Raw genomic sequence first — 22,010 nt, 5'->3', positions numbered from 1 at the left:
ATGACGGAACCGAGCACTCGTCTCGCACTGCTCTCTGCCGCGCGGCTGGCCGATGTGCGCCGGCGGACCGGCGACTATTCCGACCGAACCATCACCAAGGCGTGCGCCATCGGGCTGGCCTACTGGGCGAGCGGCCAGAGCCCCGACAGTCTCGATCTCACCTCCGGCACCCTGTTCGCCGACGTCCTCGGATGGGCCGACAACGGCGGGGACGGGGTCGCCGGCTGGGAGGTCGGCGCGGACGGCCGGAGCATCACCGTCCCCGAGGGCGTCGCGCCGGCCGACGCGCAGCTCGCGCTGGACGACCTGGCCGACTTCCCGGATCGGCCCATCGGCACCATCGGCCCTTCCAGCGTGGCGGCGCGGCTCGCGACCCTGGCCGGGTGGAACGACAACGACGTCGACCGGGTCCGCCCGACCATCGTGGAGATGTTCCGCGAGCAGGCCAGGACCAGGCCGGACGCCGTCGCCATCGTCGACGAGCGCCGGTCGCTGACCTACCGCGAGGCGGCCGAGCTGTCCAACCAGCTGGCCCACCACCTGATCGACCGCGGGCTCACCGCCGAGCAGATCGTCGGCATCTCGCTGGGCCGCTCCGCCGAGATGGTGATCGGCCTGCTGGGCGTGCTCCAGGCGGGAGGCGCGTTCGTGCCGCTCGACCCGCAGTGGCCCGCCGCGCGCCGGGCGGTCGTCATCGAGGACGCCGGGGTCGTGGCGCAGCTCAACGACTCCGGCGAGCACGACGCGGGCGAACCGGAGGCCCTGGCCGTCGACCTCGACGACTGGCGGTTCGGCTGCTGTCCCACGGAGAACACCGAGATCGCCGTCCCCGGTCCCGCCCTGGCGTACGTGATCTTCACGTCCGGTTCGACCGGGCGGCCCAAGGGCGCGATGATCCGGCACGAGGCGATCAGCGAGCGCCTGCTGTGGCAGTCCCGCGAGATCCTGGGCTTCGGCCACGACGACGCGTCGCTGTTCAAGGCGCCGCTGTCGTTCGACATCTCCATCAACGAGATCTTCCTGCCGCTGGTGTGCGGGGGCCGGCTGGTAGTCCTGCGGCCCGGCGGCGAACGCGACCCGCATCACCTGCTGAGCGTGATCGCCGAGCAGCGCGTCACCTTCACGTACCTGGTGTCGTCCATGCTGGACGTGCTGCTGGAGATCGCGGGCGACTCCGGGCGGCTGGACAGCCTGCGGCACGTGTGGTGCGGCGGCGAGGTGCTGACCCCGGAGCTGTACGAGCGGTTCCGCACCCGGCTCGACATTCCCATGTACCACGGCTACGGCCCGGCCGAGACGACGATCGGCGTCTCGCACGTCATCTACCGGGGCGCGGCCGAACGCCTGTCGACCTCGATCGGCAAGGCCAACCCCAACACCGAGCTGTACGTGCTGGACGAGGAGCTGCGCCCGGTCCCGGTCGGCGTCGGTGGCGAGCTGTACGTGGGCGGCTTCCTCCTGGGCCGCGGGTACGTCAACGCGCCCGCCCTGACGGCGTCCCGGTTCGTGGCGAACCCTTTCGCCGGCGACGGGTCCCGGCTGTACCGGACCGGCGACCTCGCGCGGTTCGCCCCGGACGGGTCGCTGGACTTCCTCGGCCGGGCCGACAACCAGATCAAGATCCGCGGCATGCGGCTGGAGATCGAGGACGTCGAGGTCGGCCTCGCGGAGCACCCCCGCGTGCGGCACACCTGCGTCGTCGCGAAGAAGAACGCGGCGGGCGGCACCTACCTGGTGGGGTACGTGATCCCGGCGGCCGGGAGCGGCGACCTGCGGGCGGACGAGGTCAAGGCGTGGGCCGCCGAGCACATGGTCGAGTACATGGTGCCCGCGCACGTCGTCGTGATGAAGGAGTTCCCGCTCACCGCCAACGGCAAGCTGGACCGGGGCGCGCTGCCGGAGCCGGCGATCGAGACGGGCGCGATCGTCCCGCCGGCCACCGAGAACGAGCGCCTGGTGTGCGCGGCGGTCGCGTCGGTGTTGCGGCTGGACGAGGTCGGTGTCGACCAGAACTTCTTCCGGCTCGGCGGGGACAGCATCCTGGCGATCTCGCTGCTGAGCGCGCTGCGCGACGCGGGCCTCCACGTCACGGCGACGCAGATCTTCGCCTGCCGCAACGTGGGAGCGCTGGCGGCGGCGGCCACCCGCGACGACGTCTCCACCGTGGATCGTGGGGACGTCGCGACCGGCCCCGTCGCGGGGGTGCCCATCGTGCAGTGGCTCGGCGAGCGCACGGACGCGATCGACGGCTTCGTGCAGTCGGTGGTGCTGAACACCCCGGCCCACCTGACCGCCGACTCCCTCGGCGAGCTGCTCGCGGCCCTGGTCAGGCGGCACGACATGCTGCGTGCCAAGCTGGTGCGCGGCGACCGATGGGGCTTCGACATCCCGGTGGCGGACCGGGCCGTCGTGGAGTGGCAGGAGAGCGACCGGCCGCTCGACGAGTGCGTCGAGCTCGCCACCGGCGGGCTGGACCCGGACAACGGCGTGATGCTCCGTGCCGTCTGGCGGCGCGCGGCACGGCAACTCGTCCTGGTCGCCCATCACGTGGTGATCGACGGCGTGTCGTGGCGGATCCTGATGGAGGACCTGGCCACGGCCTGGCGGCAGCTCACCTCGGGCACGCCGATCGAGCTGCCCCCGGTGGGCACGTCGTTCCGGCGCTGGACGCAGCTGCTGGAGCGCGCGGCCTTCGACGCGGACCGCGACTACTTCCAGCGGCCCCTGCCGGGGTCGGACGGACCGCTGGGCAGGCGTCCGCTGTCCGCGTCCGACACCGTCGCGCGCGAGAGGGCTCAGGTCGTCGCGGTCGGCCCCGAGGTCACCGCCGCGCTGCTGGGCGAGATCCCGGCGAGGTTCCACGCGGGCGTCAACGACGTGCTGCTGACCGCGCTCGCCGTCGCCCTCGCCCGGTGGCGCCGCGACCTCGGGCAGGACCAGACGTTCGCGCACATCGAACTCGAGGGCCACGGCCGCGAGGGACGGTTCGTGGCGGACGCCGCCGGCTACGAGCCGGACCTGTCACGGACCGTGGGCTGGTTCACCACGCTGTTCCCGGTGACCGTGGACCCCGGCGCGACGGCCGACTTCACCGCGCCCGACTACCTGTCCGCGGCGCTCAAGGCGGTCAAGGAGGACCTCGCCCGGGTGCCGAGCAACGGCGTGTCCTACGGCGCCCTGCGCTACCTGACCGGCGCCGGGTTCGACGCGCCCGCCCCGCAGGTGCTGTTCAACTACCTGGGCCGCTACGACGCGGGCGCGTCCGGCGACTGGCGGCTCGCGGGCGCCACGGGGCAGCTGGGCGAGAAGCGCGACCCGGGGATGGGGCTGCCGCGCGCCCTGGAGTTCAACGCGATCGCCGAGCCCGGCGCGAGCGGCGAGTACGAGCTGCTCACCACCATCTCCTGGCCGGACGGGGTGTTCGCCGAGGAGGACATCGCGACGATCGGCGAGTACTTCCGGGCGGCCCTGGCCGGGCTCGCCGCGCTCGACCAGGGCGGCCACTCCCCCAGCGACTTCGCCGCGGTGTCTCTCACGCAGGCCGACGTCGACGCCCTGGACGGCCCGGCGCTGCGGGACATCCTGCCGCTGACCCCGTTGCAGGAGGGCCTGTACTTCCACTCCGTCTTCGACGACGACTCGGCGGGCAGCTACGTCGAGCAGCAGATCATGACGCTGGACGGCGACGTGGACGCCGGCCGGCTCGCGGCGGCGGCCACCCGGCTCTTCGAGCTGTTCCCGAACCTGGCCGCGCGCTTCGTGGCCCTCGCCGACGGCCGCGTGGTCTCGGTGCTGGAGAGCGGGGTGGAGGCGCCGTTCACCACGCTGGAGCGCCCCGGCATCACCGAGGACGAGATCAGCGACCACGCCGAACGGGACCGCCGCGCCGGGTTCGACCTGGCCACCGGCCCGCTGATGCGATTCACCCTCATCCGCACGGGTTCCGGAGGGAACGTCCTGGTGCAGACCGTGCACCACATCATCGCCGACGGCTGGTCGGTGCCCCCGATGCTGCGCGCGCTGCTGGCCGAGTATCACGCGCCGTGGACCGCGTACTCGCAGGGCGGCTTCGCCGACTACGTGCGCTCGCTGGCCGCGCGCGACGACGGCGAGAGCGACCGGGTGTGGCGCGATCAGCTCGCCGGTCTGCCCGGCCCTTCGCTGGTCGCCGAGGGGCACACCCCGTCCGGCCGGTTCGCCGAGACCACCGTGGAGCCGGACGACGACATCGACGCGGCCGCCCGGTCGGCGGGTGTGCCGCTGAGCGTCGCCGTGCACAGCGCGTGGGCGGTGACGCTGGGCGGCGTCCTGCCCGGCCAGGACGTGGTGTTCGGCTCGACGGTGTCCGGGCGTGACGCGGACGTGCCGGGCATCAAGGACATGGTGGGCCTGCTCATCAACACGATCCCCGTACGCGTCCGATGGGACGGCGCCACCACGGCGCGCGAGCTGCTCGCCTCGGTGCGTGACCACCAGAGCGCGGTGCTGCCGCACCAGCATGTCTCCCTGACCAGGATCGGCCGCCAGGCCGGCGGCGGTCCCCTGTTCGACACGCTGGTGGTGTTCGACGTCGCGACCGACGTGGACGGTCTGCGCAGGCCCGGCGACGAGTTCGCCATCGCCGGCATCGTGAACGAGGGCGCCCCGCACTACCCGTTGACGCTGGTGGTGGAGCGCGCACGCGACGGCCGTCCGCGCTTCAACCTGATCTACGACAGCGAGCTGCTGCGGGAGACGCGCGCCCGGGCGATCCTGCGCGCGTTCACCCGGGGGCTGACCGGCCTGCTCACCCGGCTGGACGACCTGGTGCCGGACGGCGCCGGGCACCCCGCACGGGTCACCCCGGTGACCCTGGGCGAGCTGTTCGACGCCGCCGCGGAGCGCGACCCGGCCGCCACCGCCGTCACCCAGTGCGGTCTCGACGGCGGCACCCGGTCGCTGACCTACGGCGAGCTGGCGCGGGCGAAGAACGAGCTGGCCTCGGCGCTGCGCGCGGCCGGGGTCGAGCCGGGCAAGCGGGTCGCCGTCGCCGTGCCGCGCTCCGTCGAGCAGGTCGTCGCCCTGGTCGGGATCGTCAGCGCGGGCGGGGCGTACGTGCCGCTGGATCTGGCGTACCCGGACGAACGGCTGGAGTACATCCTCGCCGACGCCGCCCCGCAGGTCGTGCTCGTGGACCGGGACCAGCGGGACCGCTTCACGGAGCTGGCGGCCAGGGCGGGCGTGCCGGCCCGCGTGCTCGTCCAGGGGGACGAGCTGCCGGTGGACACCACCGCGCCCGAGGTGAGCTGGCACGACCCGGCGTACGTGATCTACACCTCCGGATCGACCGGCAGGCCCAAGGGCGTCGTCGTCCCGCACTCCAGCGTGGTGTCGCTGCTCGCGAACACCCGGCCCGACATGGACTTCGGCCCCGACGACGTGTGGGTGCAGTTCCACTCCTACTCCTTCGACTTCGCGGTGTGGGAGCTGTGGGGCGCGCTGGCGCACGGCGGCGAGCTGCTGGTGCCCGAGTACGGGCTGACCCGCTCCCCGGTCGACTTCCACCGGCTGGTCCGCGAGCGCGGAGTGACCGTGCTCAACCAGACCCCGTCGGCGTTCTACCAGTTCATGGAGGCCGACCGGCACGCCGGCGAGCCGGTCGCCGCGCTGCGCCGGATCATCTTCGGCGGCGAGGCGCTGGACCTCGGGCGGCTGCGCGGCTGGGTCGAGCGGCACGGCACGCGCTCGCCCGAGCTGGTCAACATGTACGGCATCACCGAGACCACCGTCCACGTCACCCACCGGGTGCTGACCGACGAGGACTTCGCCGTCGGCCCCGACGCCAGCCCTGACGCCAGTCCGATCGGCGGCCCGATCCCCGGCCTGGTCACCTACCTGCTCGACGACCGGCTCCGGCCGGTGCCGCCGGGCCGGGTGGGCGCCATCTACGTCGCGGGCGACCAGGTGTCGCTCGGTTACCTGGGCAGGCCGGGGCTCACCGCGAGCCGGTTCGTGGCCGACCCGTTCGCGGGCGACGGCTCCCGGATGTACCACACGGGCGACCTCGCCCGCCGCACGCTCGACGGCGAGCTGGAGTTCGCCGGCCGCGCCGACGACCAGGTGCAGCTCAAGGGGTTCCGCATCGAGCTCGGCGAGGTGGAGTCCGCGATCAGGGACCTCGACGGCGTGGTCGACGCGGCCGTCACCGTGGCCGTCGCTGGGGCCGTCGCTGGGGCCGTCGCTGGGGCCGTCGCTGGGGCCGGCAGCGGCGACCACCTGGTCGCGCATGTCGTGGGCCGGGTGCCTGGCGACGTCGCCGGCCTGCTGTCGGCGAAGCTGCCCGCCCACATGGTGCCCCGCCGGGTGCTACTGGTCGACGCCCTGCCGCTGACGGTCAACGGCAAGCTGGACCGCAAGGCCCTGAGCGAACACGCCGCGCAGGACGACAGCGAGCACGCCGAGCGGGACGACCCGCCGGTGCCCGCGGGCGATTCCGAGCTCGCCGCGCTGGTCGGCATCTTCGCCGACGCGCTGCCCGGCTGCGAGGTGGACGGCGACACCGACTTCTTCAGAGCCGGAGGCGACAGCATCGTCGTCATCACCGTGGTCAACCGGGCCAGGGCGCTCGGCCTGCACATCACTCCACGGGATGTGTTCCTGCTCAGGACGCCGCGCGCACTCGCCGGACACCTGGGAACGCCTCAGACCACGCGGTCCATGCCCGCGGGCCCCGAGGACGGCCCGCTGACGCCGACGCCGATCATCCTGCGCCAGCGGGAGCTGGGCGGCTCTCTCGCCCGGTTCGCCCAGGCCAGGACGCTGGTGGCGCCCGAGGGAACCGGGTTCGCCGACGCTGAGCGCGCCGCGAACGCCGTCGTGGCCGCGCACCCGGCACTGCGGCTGCGGCTGCGCGTCGAGCACGGCGTGTGGGCCCTGCGCACCGAACCCGCCCGCGAGGTCACCGTCGCCCGGACCGACGCGACCGACGCGACGGCCGTCGCGAACGAGGCCGCCGGACGGCTCGATCCCGGGTCCGGGGAGATGATCGCGTTCTCGTGGCTGGCGGCGAGCCGGACCCTGGTGGTCACCGTGCACCACCTGGCCGTCGACTCGGTGTCCTGGCTGGTCCTGCTGGACGACCTGGCCGCCGCCATGCGCGGGGCGGCCCTGTCACCGCCGACCACGTCGTACGCCGAGTACGCCGACGCGCTGGCAACGGGGTCCGCCCAGGTGATCGACGACCTCGGCCACTGGGTGACCACGCTCGAAGCGCCCCCGCTGCTGCCCGTGGTCGAGGGGCTGCGCGAGACCGTGGTCGAGATCGCGCCCGAGGTGACCGCCCGCGTGACCCGTACCGCGCCCGCCACGCTCGGCGTCGGTGTCACCGAGCTGCTGTGCGGCGCGCTGCGGACCGCGCTGACGTACGTCCAGCCCTCGCCCACCGATCTCGCGATCGAGCTGGAGCGGCATGGCCGGGTCCCCGCGCTCGAACACCACGACTACACCCGCACGGTCGGCTGGTTCACCTCCATCGCGCCCGTACGGCTCACCGCGCACACCGACCCCGTCGCGGCGGCGCGCGAGGTCGCGGAACGCCAGCCGGACGAGCGGGGGCACGTCGCCTACGGCCGGCTCCGGTACCTCAACCCGCAGACGGCACCGCTGTTGAACGCGCGCCCGCAGGTGCTGTTCAACTACCTCGGCCGGGGCAGCGAGTCCCAGGCGCTCCACATCACCGGCGGAGACCCGGGGAGCCCGTACGCGGTCGAGGTCAACGCCTGGATCGACGCGGCCACCGGAAGCCTGCGCGCGGCCTTCACCCTCGCCGACGGCGTCCCCGACGAGCTCACCGAGCACTGGCGGCACGCCCTGGAGCGGATCGCGGACGCCGCCGCGACGGCCGAGTGGACGGCGCCGGTCACCCCGCTCCAGCGGGGCCTGTTCTTCCAGGCGCAGCTGGCGGGCCCGGCCGGGCACTACGTCGCCCAGAACTACTTCACGTTCGACCGGCGTCTGGACACCGGCGCCCTGGCCGAGGCGATGGCGTACGTGATCGCGCGGCACCCGGTCGTGGGCGCCGGTTTCACCACCGACGCCGGTGGTGACGCGGTCCAGGTCCTCGCGGCGGGCCGGCGGGTCGACGTCCGCACGGTCACGCTCTCGACGGACACGGAAACGGACACTGAAACGGACTCGGCGGTCGAGGCCCTGCGCGCCCGTGACCGCGACACGGGCTTCGACCCGGGCGAGCCGCCGCTGATCCGGCTGACCGTGATACGCCTGCCCGGCGACCGCGACGGCCTGCTGCTGAGCTACCACCTGCTGCTGTGGGACGGCTGGTCACGCGAGATCGTGCTGCGGGACCTGTTCGACGCCTATCAGTCGATCGTCGCGGGAGAGCCGCTGGACCCGGCCCCCGCCACGCCGAGCTTCGAGGACTACGCCCGGGCGCTCGCCGCCAGGGACCTCGCCGCGTCGGAACGCTTCTGGGCGGAGCACCTGACCGGCCTCCCGGGCCCGACGCTGCTCGCCGGACCCTCGCCGTCGCTGCCGGACGAGCTGCCGCGCGCCCTCGTGCGCACGCTGTCGGCCGAGCAGTCGGACCTGCTGCGCGAAGCGGCCAGGGCCCACGGTGTCACGCTGAACTCGGTGCTGACCGGCGCGTTCGGCCTGCTGCTGGGCGCGCACACGGGCCGGAGCGACGCGGTGTTCGGCGTGACCGTCTCCGGCCGGGAGGGCGAGGGCCTGTCCGACATCGTCGGCGTGCTGCTCAACACCGTGCCCATGTGGACGCGGGCCCGGCCGGACGACACGGTCGGGGAGTACCTGTCCGCCGTGCAGGCGGCCAGGGTCGCGGCGATGGAGCACGAGCACCTGGGGCTCGGTGAGATCCAGCGGGCCAGCGGGCACGACACGCTGTTCGACAACCTGTTCGTGCTCCAGAACTTCCTGGACCTGGACGCGCTCGCCACGATGAACGCCAGGCACGGCATCACCGAGGTGCGCGCCGAGGACTCCACGCACTACCCGTTCACCTGGGTCGTCACGCCCGGCGACCGGCTCACGATCAAGCTGGAGCATCGCGACGACGACGCGGAGCGCGCCCGCGCTCTCCTGGACGACTACGTGCGCGTGCTCGGGGATCTGGCCCGCTCGACCGGCCCGGTGGGCGCGCTGCGGGGCCTGGGGCCGGAGCCCGGGCCCGCCGTACGGACGGAGGTCGGCACGGACACCGTGGTCGACAGATTCGACCAGGCGGCGGACGGCAGCCCGCAGCGGGTCGCGCTCGTCGCCCACGGCAGGACCATGACGTTCGCCCAGCTCAGGGACCGCAGCCGGGCGGTGGCGGGGGTGCTCGCCCGGCGCGGGATCGGCCCCGAGACGACCGTGGGGCTGGCGATCCCGCGTTCTCTCGACTCGATCGTGGCACTGTTCGCCGTGCTGCGCGTCGGGGCCGCGTACGTGCCGCTGGAGCTCGATCACCCGGACGAGCGGATCGCCGCGATCGTCGCGGACGCCCGCCCGGACGTGATCCTCACCGTGAGCGCAGTCTCTCCCCGGCTGACCGGCGACCTGATCGAGCTGGACCGCCCCCTGCCCGAGGCCGAGCCGTTCACGACGTTCGCGCCGGACGACCCGGACCGCCTGCGGCACCCGGCGTACACCATCTACACCTCCGGGTCGACCGGGAAGCCCAAGGGCGTGGTGACCGAGTACGCCGGCCTCACCAACATGCTGATCAACCACCAGCGCCGGATCTTCGAACCGGTGCTGGCGCAGCACGCGCACCGGGTCTTCCGGATCGCGCACACCGTGTCGTTCGCCTTTGACATGTCGTGGGAGGAGCTCCTGTGGCTCGCCGACGGCCACGAGGTGCACATCTGCGACGAGGAGCTGCGGCGCGACGCGCCCCGCCTGGTCCAGTACTGCCTGGAGCACGGGATCGACGTCATCAACGTCACCCCCACCTACGCGCAGCAGCTGGTGGCCGAGGGGCTGCTCGACGACCCCGCGCGGCGGCCCGCGCTGGTGCTGCTGGGCGGCGAGGCGGTCACCCCGGCGCTGTGGCGTCGGCTGGCCGAGACCGAGGGGACGGTCGGCTACAACCTGTACGGCCCCACCGAGTACACCATCAACACCCTCGGCGTCGGCACCTTCGAGTGCCAGGACCCGGTGGTGGGCGTGGCGATCGACAACACCGACGTGTACGTGCTGGACCCGTGGCTGCGGCCCGTACCGGACGGCGTGCCAGGCGAGCTGTACGTGTCGGGCATCGGCATCGCGCGCGGCTACCTCGGGCAGCCCGCCCAGACCGCGCACCGGTTCGTCGCGTGCCCGTTCGGCGAACCCGGCGAGCGCATGTACCGCACCGGGGACCTCGTGGTGCGGCGGCCCGACGGGAACCTGATGTACCTGGGCCGCACCGACCAGCAGGTCAAGATCCGGGGGCACCGGGTCGAGCCGGGCGAGGTCGAGGCCGCGTTCGAGGCGCACCCGGCGGTGCGGTTCGCCGCCGCCGTCGCCCAGCCGGACCCGCAGGTCGACGGCGCGTACCGGCTGGCCGCCTACCTCGTGCTGGGCGACTCCGACCTCGCGACCGTCGCCGCGGAGGTGGGCGCCGGGCTGCCGGACTTCCTGCGCCCCACGCATTACGCCCAGGTCGATGCCATCCCGCTGACCGTGAACGGGAAGGCCGACGCCAGGGCGCTGCCGGAGGCCAGGCCGCTGGGCGCGCTGACCACGGCGGGCGAGCGTGGCCCGGTGACCGAGACGGAGACCGTGGTGTGCGGGTTCTTCGCCGAGGCGCTGGACCTGGACGACGACGAGGTGAGCGCGGTGAGCGACTTCGTGTCCCTCGGCGGGCACTCCATGCTGGCGGTGCGGCTGATCGGGCTGCTCCGCCGCGAGTACGGTCCCGTGATCACCATTCGTGACCTGTTCACCCTGCGGACCCCCGAAGCGATTGCCCGGCACCTCGATGACAACTCCTGACCGTACGGGGTCCGGCATCCTCCGGACCGCACTGCGCCGCAACGCGGGCGCCATGGCCTGGGGCACCGTCCTCATGGGCATGTACCAGGCCGGCGAGACCGCCTTCCCCATCGCGCTCGGCCTGATCGTCGAGCACACGATGCGGGAGCGCAGCCTCGGCTCGCTCGCGGTGTCGATCGCCGCGCTGGCCGTGATCATCACGACCGTGTCGCTGTCGTGGCGGTTCGGGATGCGCATCCTGCAGAAGGCCAACACGACCGAGGCGCACCGCTGGCGGGTGCGGGTCGCCGCCTGCGGGCTCCAACCGGTGGCCAGGGACGTCGACCTCAGGTCCGGCGAGGTCCTGACCATCGCCACAGAGGACGCCGACCAGACCGCCGACATCATCGAGGTGGTGCCGCTGCTGGTCAGCTCGCTGGTCGCGGTGCTGGTCACGGCGGTCGCGCTGGGCACGGCCAACGTGTGGCTCGGCGTCCTGGTGATCGTGGGAACCGTCGCGATCCTGTCGATCCTGAGCGTGCTGTCCAAGCGGATCGGCGCCAGTACCCGCGAACAGCAGGCCCGGGTGGCGCGGGCGGGCGCGAAGGTCGCCGACCTGATCACCGGCCTGCGCCCGCTGCACGGCTTCGGCGGCACCCACGCGGCGTTCCTGTCCTACCGGAGGGTCAGCACGGAGGCGAGGAGCCAGGCGGTCACCGTCGCCAAGGTGAACGGCGCGTACGCGGGCGCCGCGCAGACGCTCAACGCGGTCCTCGCCACCGCTGTGACCCTGACGGCCGGATGGCTGGCGTTCGACGGCCGGATCACCATCGGGCAGCTCGTCATGGCCGTGGGGCTGGCGCAGTTCATCATGGAACCGCTCAAGCTGTTCTCGGAGATGCCGAAGTACGTGATGATCGCGCGCGCGTCGGCCGAGCGGATGGCGCTGGTCCTGGCCGCGCCCGCGGTGATGACCCCGGGGGCGGAGCACCCGTCCGCGGGCGGAGACCTGGAGGTCGACGGCGTCCGGTTCGGGTCGCTGCGCGAGCTGAAGTTCCACGTGTCCGCCGGCGAGTTCGTGGCGATCGCCGCCTACCGGCCGCGAGCGGCGGCCGATCTCGCGTCGATCCTGGCGGTGAACGTCCCGCCCGGCGCGTACGAGGGCGTGGTGCGGGTCAGCGGGCGCGACATGGAGGACCTTTCGGTCGAGGCGGTCCGCGAGCGCATGCTGGTGAACCCGTACGACGGGGAGATCTTCGCGGGCACCCTCCGCACGAACATCGACCCGGCGGGCACCGGCCGCCTGGTCCCCGAGGCCGTCGAGGCGTCCATGCTGATCGACGTCGTCGCCCTGCACCCCGAAGGGCTCGACTACGGCGTCCGCGACCGCGGCGCCAACCTCTCCGGCGGGCAGCGCCAGCGGCTGTCCCTGGCCCGCGCCCTCGCCGCCGATGCCGACATCCTCGTCCTGCGCGACCCGACGACGGCCGTCGACGCGGTCACCGAACAGCTCATCGCGCGCAACGTCGCCGAGCTGCGCCGGGGCCGCACCACCATCGTGATCACCAGCAGCCCGGCCCTCCTGGACGCCGCCGACCGGGTCCTCGTCCTGGACGACGGCGTCATCACGGCGGAGGACACCCATCGCAACCTGCTCACCACCGACGAGAACTACCGCCTGGCCGTGGCCCGGTGAACCCAGAAGGGATCAAGCATGACCACCAACCCGTTCGACGACGCCGACGGCCGCTTCCTGGTCCTGGTGAACGCCGAGAACCAGCACTCTCTGTGGCCCTCCTTCGCCGAGGTCCCCGCCGGCTGGACCGTCGTCCTCCCCGAGAACAGCCGCACCGCCTGCCTGGACTACATCGAGCGGCACTGGACCGACCTGCGCCCACGTTCGCTGGCCGAGGGGCTCAGCTGAGCACGCAGCTCACCTGGGGCGGCGTGTTGGTCGCGTTGTTCCAGGTGGCGTTGAAGCCGAACGCGGTGGACGCGCCGACCGGCAGGCCGCCGTTGTAGGCGGCGTTCCGTGCCGTGACCGTGGCGCCGTTCTGCGTGAGCGCGGTGTTCCACGATTCGCGGACCTGCTGGCCGTCGGCGAAGGTGAGGGTCGTCGTCCAGGCGGAGGCCGCGCGCGTGGAGGTGTTCTTCACGGTGACCTCGGCCTGGAAGGCGCCGCCCCACTGGGAGATCACCCGGTAGGTGGCGGTGCACCGGCCGTCACCGGACGTAGGGGTCACGGTCGGGGTGGGGGTGGGGGTGGGCGTTGTCGGCGGGATCACGCCGTCGAGCACCCGCGCGAGGGCCGGGTACCAGCGGTCGGCCATCTTCTGGAAGCCGGCGTCGTTGGGGTGCACCCCGTCGCCGGTGTCCGTGGCCGGGTTGAAGCCGGTCCACTGGTCCACGACGACGATGGGCGACTGCGCGGTCGTGAGGCCGGCGGCCCAGCCCGGGATCGCGTTGTCGAGCGCCGTCACGCTGGCCGCGCAGGTGGGGCAGCCGGACGGATTCATGGGGATGATCTGCGCCACGATGATCTTCATATTGGGGTTGCTCGCCCGCATCTGACCGACCAGCTTCGTGTACGCGGCCAGGACGGTGCTGGTCGGGATGAAGCCGCCCCACATGTCGTTGGTGCCCAGGTGCATGAGGACGATGTCGGGCCTGGCCGCGGCCAGCCACGGCGGCAACTGGTTCTGGTCGCCGATGCCGGTGGCGGAATAGCCGCCGTGGCCCTCGTTGTCGCCGTCGTAGGAGTACCCGTAGTTGCAGCCGCCGTCGGGGTCGCTGCCGACGAAGTCGATGCCGGTGTAGCCGGTCGTCTGCAGGCGGTGCCAGAGCATGGCGCGCCAGCAGCCGGGCCCGGCGGTGATGGAGTCGCCGAGCGGCATGATGCGCACGGGCGCCGCCGTGGACGTGGCGGGCAGGGCGGCCCCGAGGGTGACCGCCAGCAGGAGCGCGGTGAGGAGGGCGTACAGGTGGGATCGGCGAAGCATCGGTGACTCCCCGTGTGCGGGCGGCCCGGCCCGCCTGGTGGCGGGCCGGGCCGGGGGTTCTAGGAGTAGGGGTTCTGGGTGAGCAGGTGTGCCTTGAAGCCCTCGCCGTACGTGCTGGTGGGGGTGCCGTTGTAGTCGGTGATGAGGACGTTGCCCTGGCTGCAGCCCCACGGGTTCCAGGTCCAGGCCGTGTATCCGACGCCGTGCGCGTCGGCCCAGGCCATCACCTGGTCGATGTAGTCGTGGGCGCAGGAGTTCTGCCCGATCTCACCGGCGTGCACGGGCACCTGCGCGGCCACGGCGCCGACCTGGCTGTCCCAGCAGGAGACGTTGGAGCAGGCGTTGAAGTTGTAGGTGTGCCAGGCGGCCATCAGGTTGCCGGCCGGGTCGGTCGGCTTGTAGGTCAGCCACTGGCTCAGGTCGTTGGACCAGGTCAGGCCGCCGAGCATGATCACGTTGGTGGCGCCGGTGGCGCGCACGGCGTTGACCAGGGACTGCATGCCGGCCACCTGGTAGCTGATGCCGGTGCAGGTGCCGCCGTCGCGCCAGCAGGTCCAGCCGGCGGTCGCGTTCCAGTTCGCGGCGGCGTCCGGGTAGGGCTCGTTGAACAGGTCGAAGATGACCGCGTTGTTGCCCTTGAACGCGTTCGCCACGCCGGTCCAGAACGTGGGCGCGTACTGCGCGTCGGGCATCGGCTTCTGGCAGGTCGCCGCGGTGTCGGAGCAGCCGGCGCCCTGACCGGTGTACTGGCCGTAGTTCCAGTGCATCTCCACGATCGGCGTGACGCCGTTGTTCACGAGCAGGTTCACGTAGTCCTTGACGTTCTGCTGGTACGTGGCGCCGCTGGGCGAGCCGTTGGTGCCGACCCAGCACTCCTCGTTCAGCGGGATCCGGACCGCGTGGATGTTCCACGCCTTCATGGCGTCGATCGAGGCCTTGTCCACCGGGCCGCTGTCCCACATGCCCTTGCCCTGCACGCAGGCGAACTCGCCGCTGGCCCGGTTGACGCCCAGCAGCCGGTAGGTGTTGCCGTTGCTGGCGACCAGCTTGTTCCCGGAGACGCGCAGGCTCGGTGCCGGGAGATTGGTGCCGTCGTCGTCATCGGCCTCGGTGGCGTTCACCGTGACGCTGGTCAGGCCGGAGGAGGCGACGCTGATGGGCCGGGTGCCGTTCAACCTGTCGGTGTCCTGCGCGGCGCGGAGCGTCACACTCTGCGGGGTGTTCCAGTTGGCCGTGGTGAAGGTCAGGGAGGCGCCGGCGCTCACGGTGATGTCGCTGTCGCCGGTGCCCGCGGTGCTGGTGACCGTCACGTTGCCGGACGGCTGCGACTGGAGGCGGACCGTGTAGCCGGCGGTCCCGCCCTCGGGCACGTTCACGCTGGTCGCGGAGACCACCAGAGCCTGCTGCTGCGGGCCTCCGGTGCCGTTGCCGGCGCACGAGACGCTGGGCGGCGGGGTGTTGACGCCGGTGTACGTGCCGTTGAAGCCGACGGTCCACGTGGCCCCGGTGCCCTTGGCGGCGTTGTAGGAGGTCGGGTTGACGGTGACGGCCGCACCCGCCGGAGTGGGAGTGGCCGGGGTAGGCACGCCCTCCCACATCTGGGTGATCACCTGGTTGCCGGGGAAGTCGAAGCCCAACGACCACGTGGTCAACGGGTCACCGGTGTTGGTGACCGTGATGTTGGCGCCGAAGGCGCTGCCGTTGTCCCAGACCTTGGAGTAGGTGGCCGAACACGACACGGCGGCGTCAGCGGCGGTCTGCACGGTGGCGAGACCGAACCCGGCGAGCAGCACGGCGGCCGCGGCCGTCGCGGCTCTGCGCCACGAGGGGATGGACATGGGGGTTCTCCGTGACTTCTCTATGAATGGGAGCGCTCCCAAACGTTCTTCCCGACCGGTCCGCTTCGCAACAACGCGCCCGGCGCCGGGGATGGGGCATCCGCGCCGACCTTGAATAAGGCGGCGAACGCTGCTGAAACTTTCATCATGCGAGTTTGTGAGGAGGGGCGGTGAGCGGCGAGCGCCGGCTTCGCGTGCCGGTCGGGGACGAGGCGTCCCGGTGGCGCACGGTCGGCTCCAGCCGCACGGTCCTCGCGGTGGCGCGCACGGTGACCTCGGCCGGCCGGCTGCTCGAGATCCTGCCGTTGTTCCGGTCCGACCCTCGCGTGCAGGTGCTGTTCACCGTCGCGGCCGGCTCGGCGTTCGGCGACGGCGTCGGTGATTACCTGCGCAGCGTCCAGGCGCGGACCGTGCCCTGGTCGCAGGCCGTGGAGACGCCGTTCCACCTGGCCGTCTCGGCCAGCGCCAACGGCGCGTTGCACCAGCTGAAGGCCCCGCTGCTGGTGGTGCCGCACGGTGCCGGGTACAACCGGCTCCTCAACCCGGCGGACGGCCCTGAGGGCGGGGTCTCGGGCCTGGCGCGGCGCCAGCTCGTCCACGAGGGCAGGATCGTGCCGGCGGCCATCGCCCTGTCGCATCACGAGCAACTGGCGCGGCTGAAGCGCGACTGCCCCGAGGCGGTCCCGCGGGCCGTGGTGGTCGGCGACCTGGTGTTCGACCGGATCCGGGCCAACCTCGCCCGCCGCGACCGCTATCGGCGAGCCCTGCAGGTGGGCCCGGACCGCAAGCTGGTCCTGGTCAGCTCCACGTGGGGCGAGCATTCCCTGCTCGGCGCGAACGGCGACCTGGTGGCCCGGCTGGTGGCCGAGCTGCCCGTCGACGAATACCAGGTCGTGCTGGCCGCACACCCCAACGCCTGGTACGGCCACGGCGGACTGCAGGTACGCCTGTGGCTGGCCGACGCCCGTGACGGCGGCCTGCTGCTGCTCCCGCCGCAGCAGGGCTGGCAGGCCGCGCTCGTGGCCTCGGACGTCATCGTCGGCGATCACGGCTCCGTCACCTTCTACGGCGCCGCCCTGGGCCGTCCGGTGCTCCTGGCCTCCTCGGGGCGGGAGGCGGACGAACTCGACCCCGACTCCCCCACCGCCCTGCTGTCCCGGACCCTGCCCCGGCTGAACCCGGCCGGCGCCGTCCTGCCGCAGATCGAGCAGGTCATGGCGACCCACGGACCGCACGACGACATCACCGGCCGTACCCTCGGCCTGCCCGGCCAGGCGGACGGCCTGCTGCGGCGCCTGGCGTACGGGCTGATGGAGCTGCCCGAGCCCGCCGCACCCGCGGTTGCCCGGCCACTCGCCGATCCGCTGCCCGAGTGCGACGAGGTGCTCTCCTTCGAGGTGGAAGCGGTGGTCGGCCACGACTGCGTGACCGTACGCCGGTACCCCGCCGTCTTGGAGCGCCGACCCGGCGGCCAGGTGCGTGACCCGCATCTGGTCGTGGACGCCGAGGAGGTGAACCCGCGGCTGCTGGAGAACGCCGCGATCGTGGTCGGCCGGGACACGCGGCCCGGCTGGGCTCAGGAGACGCTGCGACGGTACCCCGGCTGCTTCATGACGGCCGAGATCGCCGGCGACCGGTCGATCGACTTGACGTTGAGGGAAGGAGAACGCCTGCGGGTCAGCACCCTCGGCGATGTCGATCCCCGCTGCCTGCCGTCCGCGGTGTACGGCTGGCTGGTGCGGGGCCGGAGCCTGGAGGAGCTCGGCTCCGGGATCACCGTACGGGTGGGCGGCCGGCAGGCCGTCATCGACGCCGGCCCTTGTGACGCCTGAGATCAGGGACGGTCCACGGCGGCCAGGCGGGCACGCAACGTCTCGGCCCTGGGCAGGTTGCCCGAGGCGAGGCAGACCGCCAGGGCCCGCCGCAGGCAGTCCGCCGCCTCCTCGCGGTCACCGCCGTCCTCGGCCAGCTCCGCCAGGAGCTCCCACGCCTGGGTCTCCTTCACCGGCACCCGGCACTCGCGCGTGATCTCCGCGGCGGCCCGCGCCGACCGGATCGCGTCGGCACGACGTCCGAGCCCGCGCTGGGCTCTGGCCAGCTCCAGGTGGATCCGCCCCTGGCTGAGCGCGTCTCCGGCGGCGACCATGAGGGGCAGGGCGCGACCGAGGGCGGCCGCCGCTTCCCCGTGCCGGCCGGCGTCCAGGTGGGCGAGGCCGAGGTGGTACTGCTGCATGCCGACCCCTCGGCCGTTGCCCGCGCGCTCGTGAATGGCCAGGGCCGCGGCGAAGCTCTCGGCGGCGGCATCGGGCTCCGCCTGGATGAGGGCGGCCCGGCCCAGCGATTCCAGGATCACCGCCTCCATCCTCGGGTCGGCGGACGCGCGTGCCGCCCGCCGGGCCCGTACGAGCTGATCGCGAGCCTGGTCGAGCTCGCCGAGCATCAGCTGGGCGCGCGCCACCTGGTTGCGCATCCTCGCCTCCACGGCGGGAGCTTCCAGGCGGAGCGCGGCTTCCACCCCCAGAGCGTTGGCCTCGGCGCAGTCGGCGTGATAGCCGCGATCGTGGTGCAGCGGCCAGAGCGCTTCGGCCAGCTGCCAGACGATCTCGTCCCACCCGCGCGCGGCGGCGGCGCGCAGCACCGCCAGCAGGTCGGCGCGTTCGGCGTCGAGCCAGTCGAGGGCTTCACCTCGCGAGGCGAACGACCAGCCGGCGCCGGAAAGCCGCTCACCGTGGTCGGCCAGCCGCAACCTCCTGCCCATCGCGGCGTCGGCGGCGGCCGCCCCGGTCAGATACCACTCGGCCGCCCGCCGCAGCGCCGGCTCACGCGTCTCGGGCGGGTCCACGCTTCGCGCACGGCGGGCCGCGTGCAGGCGTACGAGGTCATGCATCCGGTAGCGGTCCTGCGCGAACTCCTCCACCAGATGCGCGTCGAGCAGCAGGTCCAGCGCCTGATCCGGCTCGTCGTCCAGCACGGCGGCGGCCAGCCCCGGGCTGAACGCGCTGCCGGGCAGCACGCCGAGCAGCCGGTAGAGCCGGGCGGCGCTTTCCGGCAATCCCTCATAGACAGCCTCGAAGAACGCGTCCACGAACACCCCGTCCTCCGACGCCGCCCGGTCAAGACGCCGTTCCGCCTTGGCCAGGTCCCGGAGCAGCCGCTCGACCGACCATGCCGGGTGCCGCAGCAGTTGCGCACCGGCCATCCGCAGGGCGATCGGCAGACCGCCGCACAATCGCACCAGCTCGATGGCATGCGCATGCTGGCCGTCGACTCGTTCCTCCCCGAGCATCCCGGCCAGCAGCCGCAGCCCCTGCTCGACGTCCAGCGGGCCGATCGTGATGGGCACCGCGCCCGCGGCGAGCAGCCCGCGCAACTGACGGTGGCTGGTCACCACGACGGCGCTGCCGGGCGAGGCCGGGCACAGCGGAGTCACCTCCGCGGCGTGCTCCGCGTCGTCCACCAGGACGAGCAGCCGCGACCCCGCCGTCATCGAGCGGAACATGGCCGCCCGCTCCGGCAACTCCTCCGGGATCCAGCTCTCGTGGACACCGAGCGCCCGCAGGAAGGCGGCGAGGACGTCGCTCACCCCGGTCGCTCCGCCGTGCCGCAACGCCCCGAGATCCACGTAGAGCTGGCCGTCGCTGAAGCGCTCTCGCGCCTGGTGGGCCCAGCGCCGCCCGACCGCGCTCGTACCGACCCCCTTCAGGCCGCTGATGACCGCCACGGCGGGACCGTCGGCGAGGTGCCGATCGAGCAACGACAGCTCAAGGGTCCTGTTGACGAAACCGGGCGGCTCCGCGGGCACCTGCCGCGGAACCCGGACGGGAGCCGGCGGCACGGCGCCGATGTTGATGACACCGACGTCCGCGGCCTGCACCACCGCGCCGGTCACCTGCCCGGAGAGCTCATTGCGGACACTTCCGCCCCCGTCGGCGCTCACCACGCCCGCCTCGCCCATGAACGCTCTTCGCCGGTCACGATTCAGGAGTGTTCCCCCGGCCGGGACGTTGGCAAGGGAAGCCATAACCGATCGGCATGAGTGCCTGTCCCGCGCTCGCTCGCCCCGGTGCGGCTCTACGCTCGAAGGACACCTCTCACACGTGAAAGAGGAGCGATGGATCCGAGCGTCATCGCCACCTTGACGGCGGTGGTCTCCGCCATCGTCGGCGGCGCCGCGGGCGAGGCCGGCAAGAGCGCATGGGGCTCGCTGACGGCTCTCGTACGGCGACGGTTCGGCACGGATGCCGCCGTCACGGCCGCCCTGGAGCAGGCTGACACGAGGTCACCGGAAGAGACGACGCGCGTCCTGGTGGAGCACGCGCACGCGGATGACGAGTTCCAGCGGTCACTGGCGGACTGGGCCGGCGAAACGGCCCGGCTCCTTCAGTACAAGCATGACGTGAGCAACACCATCAGCGGCAACGCGCGCATCACCGGCACGGTCATCCAGGCCGGCGACGTCTCCGGCTCCATCAACCTCGGTACGCCAGGGCCATCCGAACCGCGATAAGGGCGGGACTGTGGTGGCGGATGTGACGGACGATGAGGCATACTGAGTCCGCCTGACCATGATCATTAACCCGATCAGGGCCGCCGGTGGCATTCCCCCACTCTCATCGTGCGTAAGGAAGAAATGTCCGATCAGGAAATCAATCGGCGTAAATTCTTGGCCTCGGCGGCGGCAGCCGGCGGCATGGGCCTGGGGCTTTCCTTCATACCTTCCGGAGCCCAGGCCGAATCCTCAGCCCCCAGTCGCGCCCGCCGCAGCGCGGCCACCTGGCAGAACCTCGTCGAGAAATCCTCCTTCGACAGCCAAACGGCCTTCAACGCGTCGTGGAATCATCTGTACCCCTGGGACGGCGACGAGGACACCCACAATGGCGCCGCGCAAATGGACGCCGGCCAGGTCTCCCTCAGTCAAGGCGTGCTGACCCTCAAGGCGACCCGGCTGTCCGCCTCGCCCGGGACAAGCCCGCATGAGCCGCACGCCCCGCTGTGGTACCGCTCCGGAGCCATCCACGCCAAGCCGGAGATCATCGTCAGCGACGAGTTCCCCGAGTACGACATCGAAGGCGAGTTCCAGACCCAGACCGGGCCGGGCATCTGGCCGGCGTTCTGGACCACCGGCATCGGGGCGGCGTGGCCGCCGGAGAGCGACATCCTGGAATACGTCGGCGTCAACGAGCAGGGCGAGGCCGTCAACTTCTTCAACACGCACTACAAGACGGCCGGTGGAGCGGCGACGTACCAGCGTTCCGAGGTCCCCGTCGACGACCCCAATGACGGGTTTCACAAGTATCGCGTCTGGATGTACAAGAGCGGCGCCGACGTCAAGCTCGACTACTATTTCGACGGCGATTACGTGGACACCCACACTGGATACGGCTGGGCCGATGTCCCGCAGCGGCTCATCATCAATCTGCAGATGGGCTCCTGGGCCTCCAATATCGAGGAGGGCGACGACGGCTGGGCCGACCAGCGCCCCGGTCCTGACGGCGACACCTATTTCCGCGCTCGCAACGTGTGGTTCGGCCGTACGGTCGCCTGACGACAGCCTCGCCGTGGCAGGTTTCGGCCACTGTCAGTGGGAATGGGGGCCGCGAGAGGAGGCTCTCATGAACACGCAGCAAGATGTGATCGAGGTCCTGGTCACCGACCATCGTGAGGTCGAGCAGATGTTCTCCGAGCTCGACCACATGAGGGGCGCGATCGGCGAGCAAGCCAAGACGCTGACCGAGCAGGTGGTCATCGAACTGGTCCGGCACTCGATCGCCGAGGAGCAGTACCTGTACCCGGCCGTCCGCGAGCACGTCCCCGGAGGCGGCAAGCTGGCCGATCAGGAGATCTCCGAGCACGCCGACGCCGAAGAGACCATGAACCGGCTCGAGGGGCTGGAGCCGGGCGACGCCGAGTTCTGGCCCACCACGGATCTGCTGATGAGCCAGATCCGTGCGCACGTCCGGGAGGAGGAGAACGACCTGTTCCCGCGGTTGCGCGAGGCCTGCGCGCCCGAGGAGCTGACGGAGCTGGGGGCCAAGGTGCAGCGGGCCAAGAAGCTGGCTCCGACCAGGCCGCATCCGTCGGCGCCCGACACCCCGCCGGCCAACAAGCTGCTGGCACCGGGCGCGGGGCTGGTGGATCGCATCCGCGATGCCCTCACCGGCCGGGGACGCTCCTGAACTGAATCCGTCCCCAGGCCGTCAGTGCCCTGCCTTTGAGCAGCGTC

10 protein-coding genes are annotated in these 22,010 nt (G+C 72.2%); 7 read left to right on the top strand and 3 right to left on the bottom strand.

Annotated elements, in window-relative coordinates:
* Genes ACIBI9_RS32405 through ACIBI9_RS32395 form a run of 3 tightly spaced genes read left to right on the top strand, consistent with a single transcriptional unit; the run spans window position 1 to window position 12,874 of the window.
* A complete protein-coding gene (locus tag ACIBI9_RS32405) occupies window positions 1-10,971 on the top strand; it encodes an amino acid adenylation domain-containing protein (RefSeq protein WP_397227499.1) in 10,971 nt (3,656 codons plus the stop codon).
* Window positions 10,958-12,646, top strand: a complete 1,689-nt coding sequence (locus ACIBI9_RS32400) for an ABC transporter transmembrane domain-containing protein (protein WP_397227497.1) — start codon at window positions 10,958-10,960, stop codon at window positions 12,644-12,646. The genes ACIBI9_RS32405 and ACIBI9_RS32400 overlap by 14 nt, the downstream gene beginning before the upstream one ends.
* An 18-nt stretch (window positions 12,647-12,664) precedes the next feature.
* Entirely contained in the window at window positions 12,665-12,874 is a 210-nt protein-coding gene (locus tag ACIBI9_RS32395) for an MbtH family protein (RefSeq protein WP_397227495.1), read from the top strand.
* On the opposite strand, the gene ACIBI9_RS32390 is transcribed toward ACIBI9_RS32395, so the two are convergent.
* Window positions 12,867-13,949, bottom strand: coding sequence for a cellulose binding domain-containing protein (locus tag ACIBI9_RS32390; protein ID WP_397227493.1), 1,083 nt, complete (start codon window positions 13,947-13,949; stop codon window positions 12,867-12,869). The two genes, ACIBI9_RS32395 and ACIBI9_RS32390, sit on opposite strands and share 8 nt — an antisense overlap.
* Before the next feature lie 59 nt (window positions 13,950-14,008).
* Window positions 14,009-15,787: a cellulase family glycosylhydrolase gene (locus tag ACIBI9_RS32385; protein WP_397227492.1), complete on the bottom strand. Its 1,779-nt coding sequence runs from the start codon at window positions 15,785-15,787 to the stop codon at window positions 14,009-14,011.
* 170 nt (window positions 15,788-15,957) lie between these two features.
* Here ACIBI9_RS32385 and ACIBI9_RS32380 point away from each other — a divergent pair, with 170 nt between their 5' ends.
* The gene (locus ACIBI9_RS32380; protein WP_397227490.1) at window positions 15,958-17,619 is read left to right on the top strand and encodes a hypothetical protein; all 1,662 of its coding nucleotides are present in this window, start codon (window positions 15,958-15,960) and stop codon (window positions 17,617-17,619) included.
* Window positions 17,620-17,621: 2 nt separating this feature from the next.
* On the opposite strand, the gene ACIBI9_RS32375 is transcribed toward ACIBI9_RS32380, so the two are convergent.
* Window positions 17,622-19,742 (bottom strand): hypothetical protein, encoded by a 2,121-nt coding sequence (locus ACIBI9_RS32375; protein WP_397227488.1) that lies wholly within the window; start codon window positions 19,740-19,742, stop codon window positions 17,622-17,624.
* Between the two features lie 156 nt (window positions 19,743-19,898).
* On the opposite strand from ACIBI9_RS32375, the gene ACIBI9_RS32370 reads away from it, so the two are divergent.
* From ACIBI9_RS32370 to ACIBI9_RS32360, 3 genes are all read left to right on the top strand, one after another.
* A complete protein-coding gene (locus ACIBI9_RS32370; protein WP_397227486.1) occupies window positions 19,899-20,294 on the top strand; it encodes a hypothetical protein in 396 nt (131 codons plus the stop codon).
* 108 nt (window positions 20,295-20,402) lie between these two features.
* On the top strand, window positions 20,403-21,332 hold the full coding sequence (locus ACIBI9_RS32365; protein WP_397227484.1) for a family 16 glycosylhydrolase: 930 nt from the start codon (window positions 20,403-20,405) through the stop codon (window positions 21,330-21,332).
* A gap of 67 nt (window positions 21,333-21,399) precedes the next feature.
* A complete protein-coding gene (locus ACIBI9_RS32360) occupies window positions 21,400-21,963 on the top strand; it encodes a hemerythrin domain-containing protein (protein ID WP_397227482.1) in 564 nt (187 codons plus the stop codon).
* Window positions 21,964-22,010: the final 47 nt, after the last annotated feature.

The organism is Nonomuraea sp. NPDC050451 (assembly GCF_044458585.1).
Note: the sequence above shows the minus strand (reverse complement) of the source record. Positions and strands in the feature narration are given on the sequence as shown.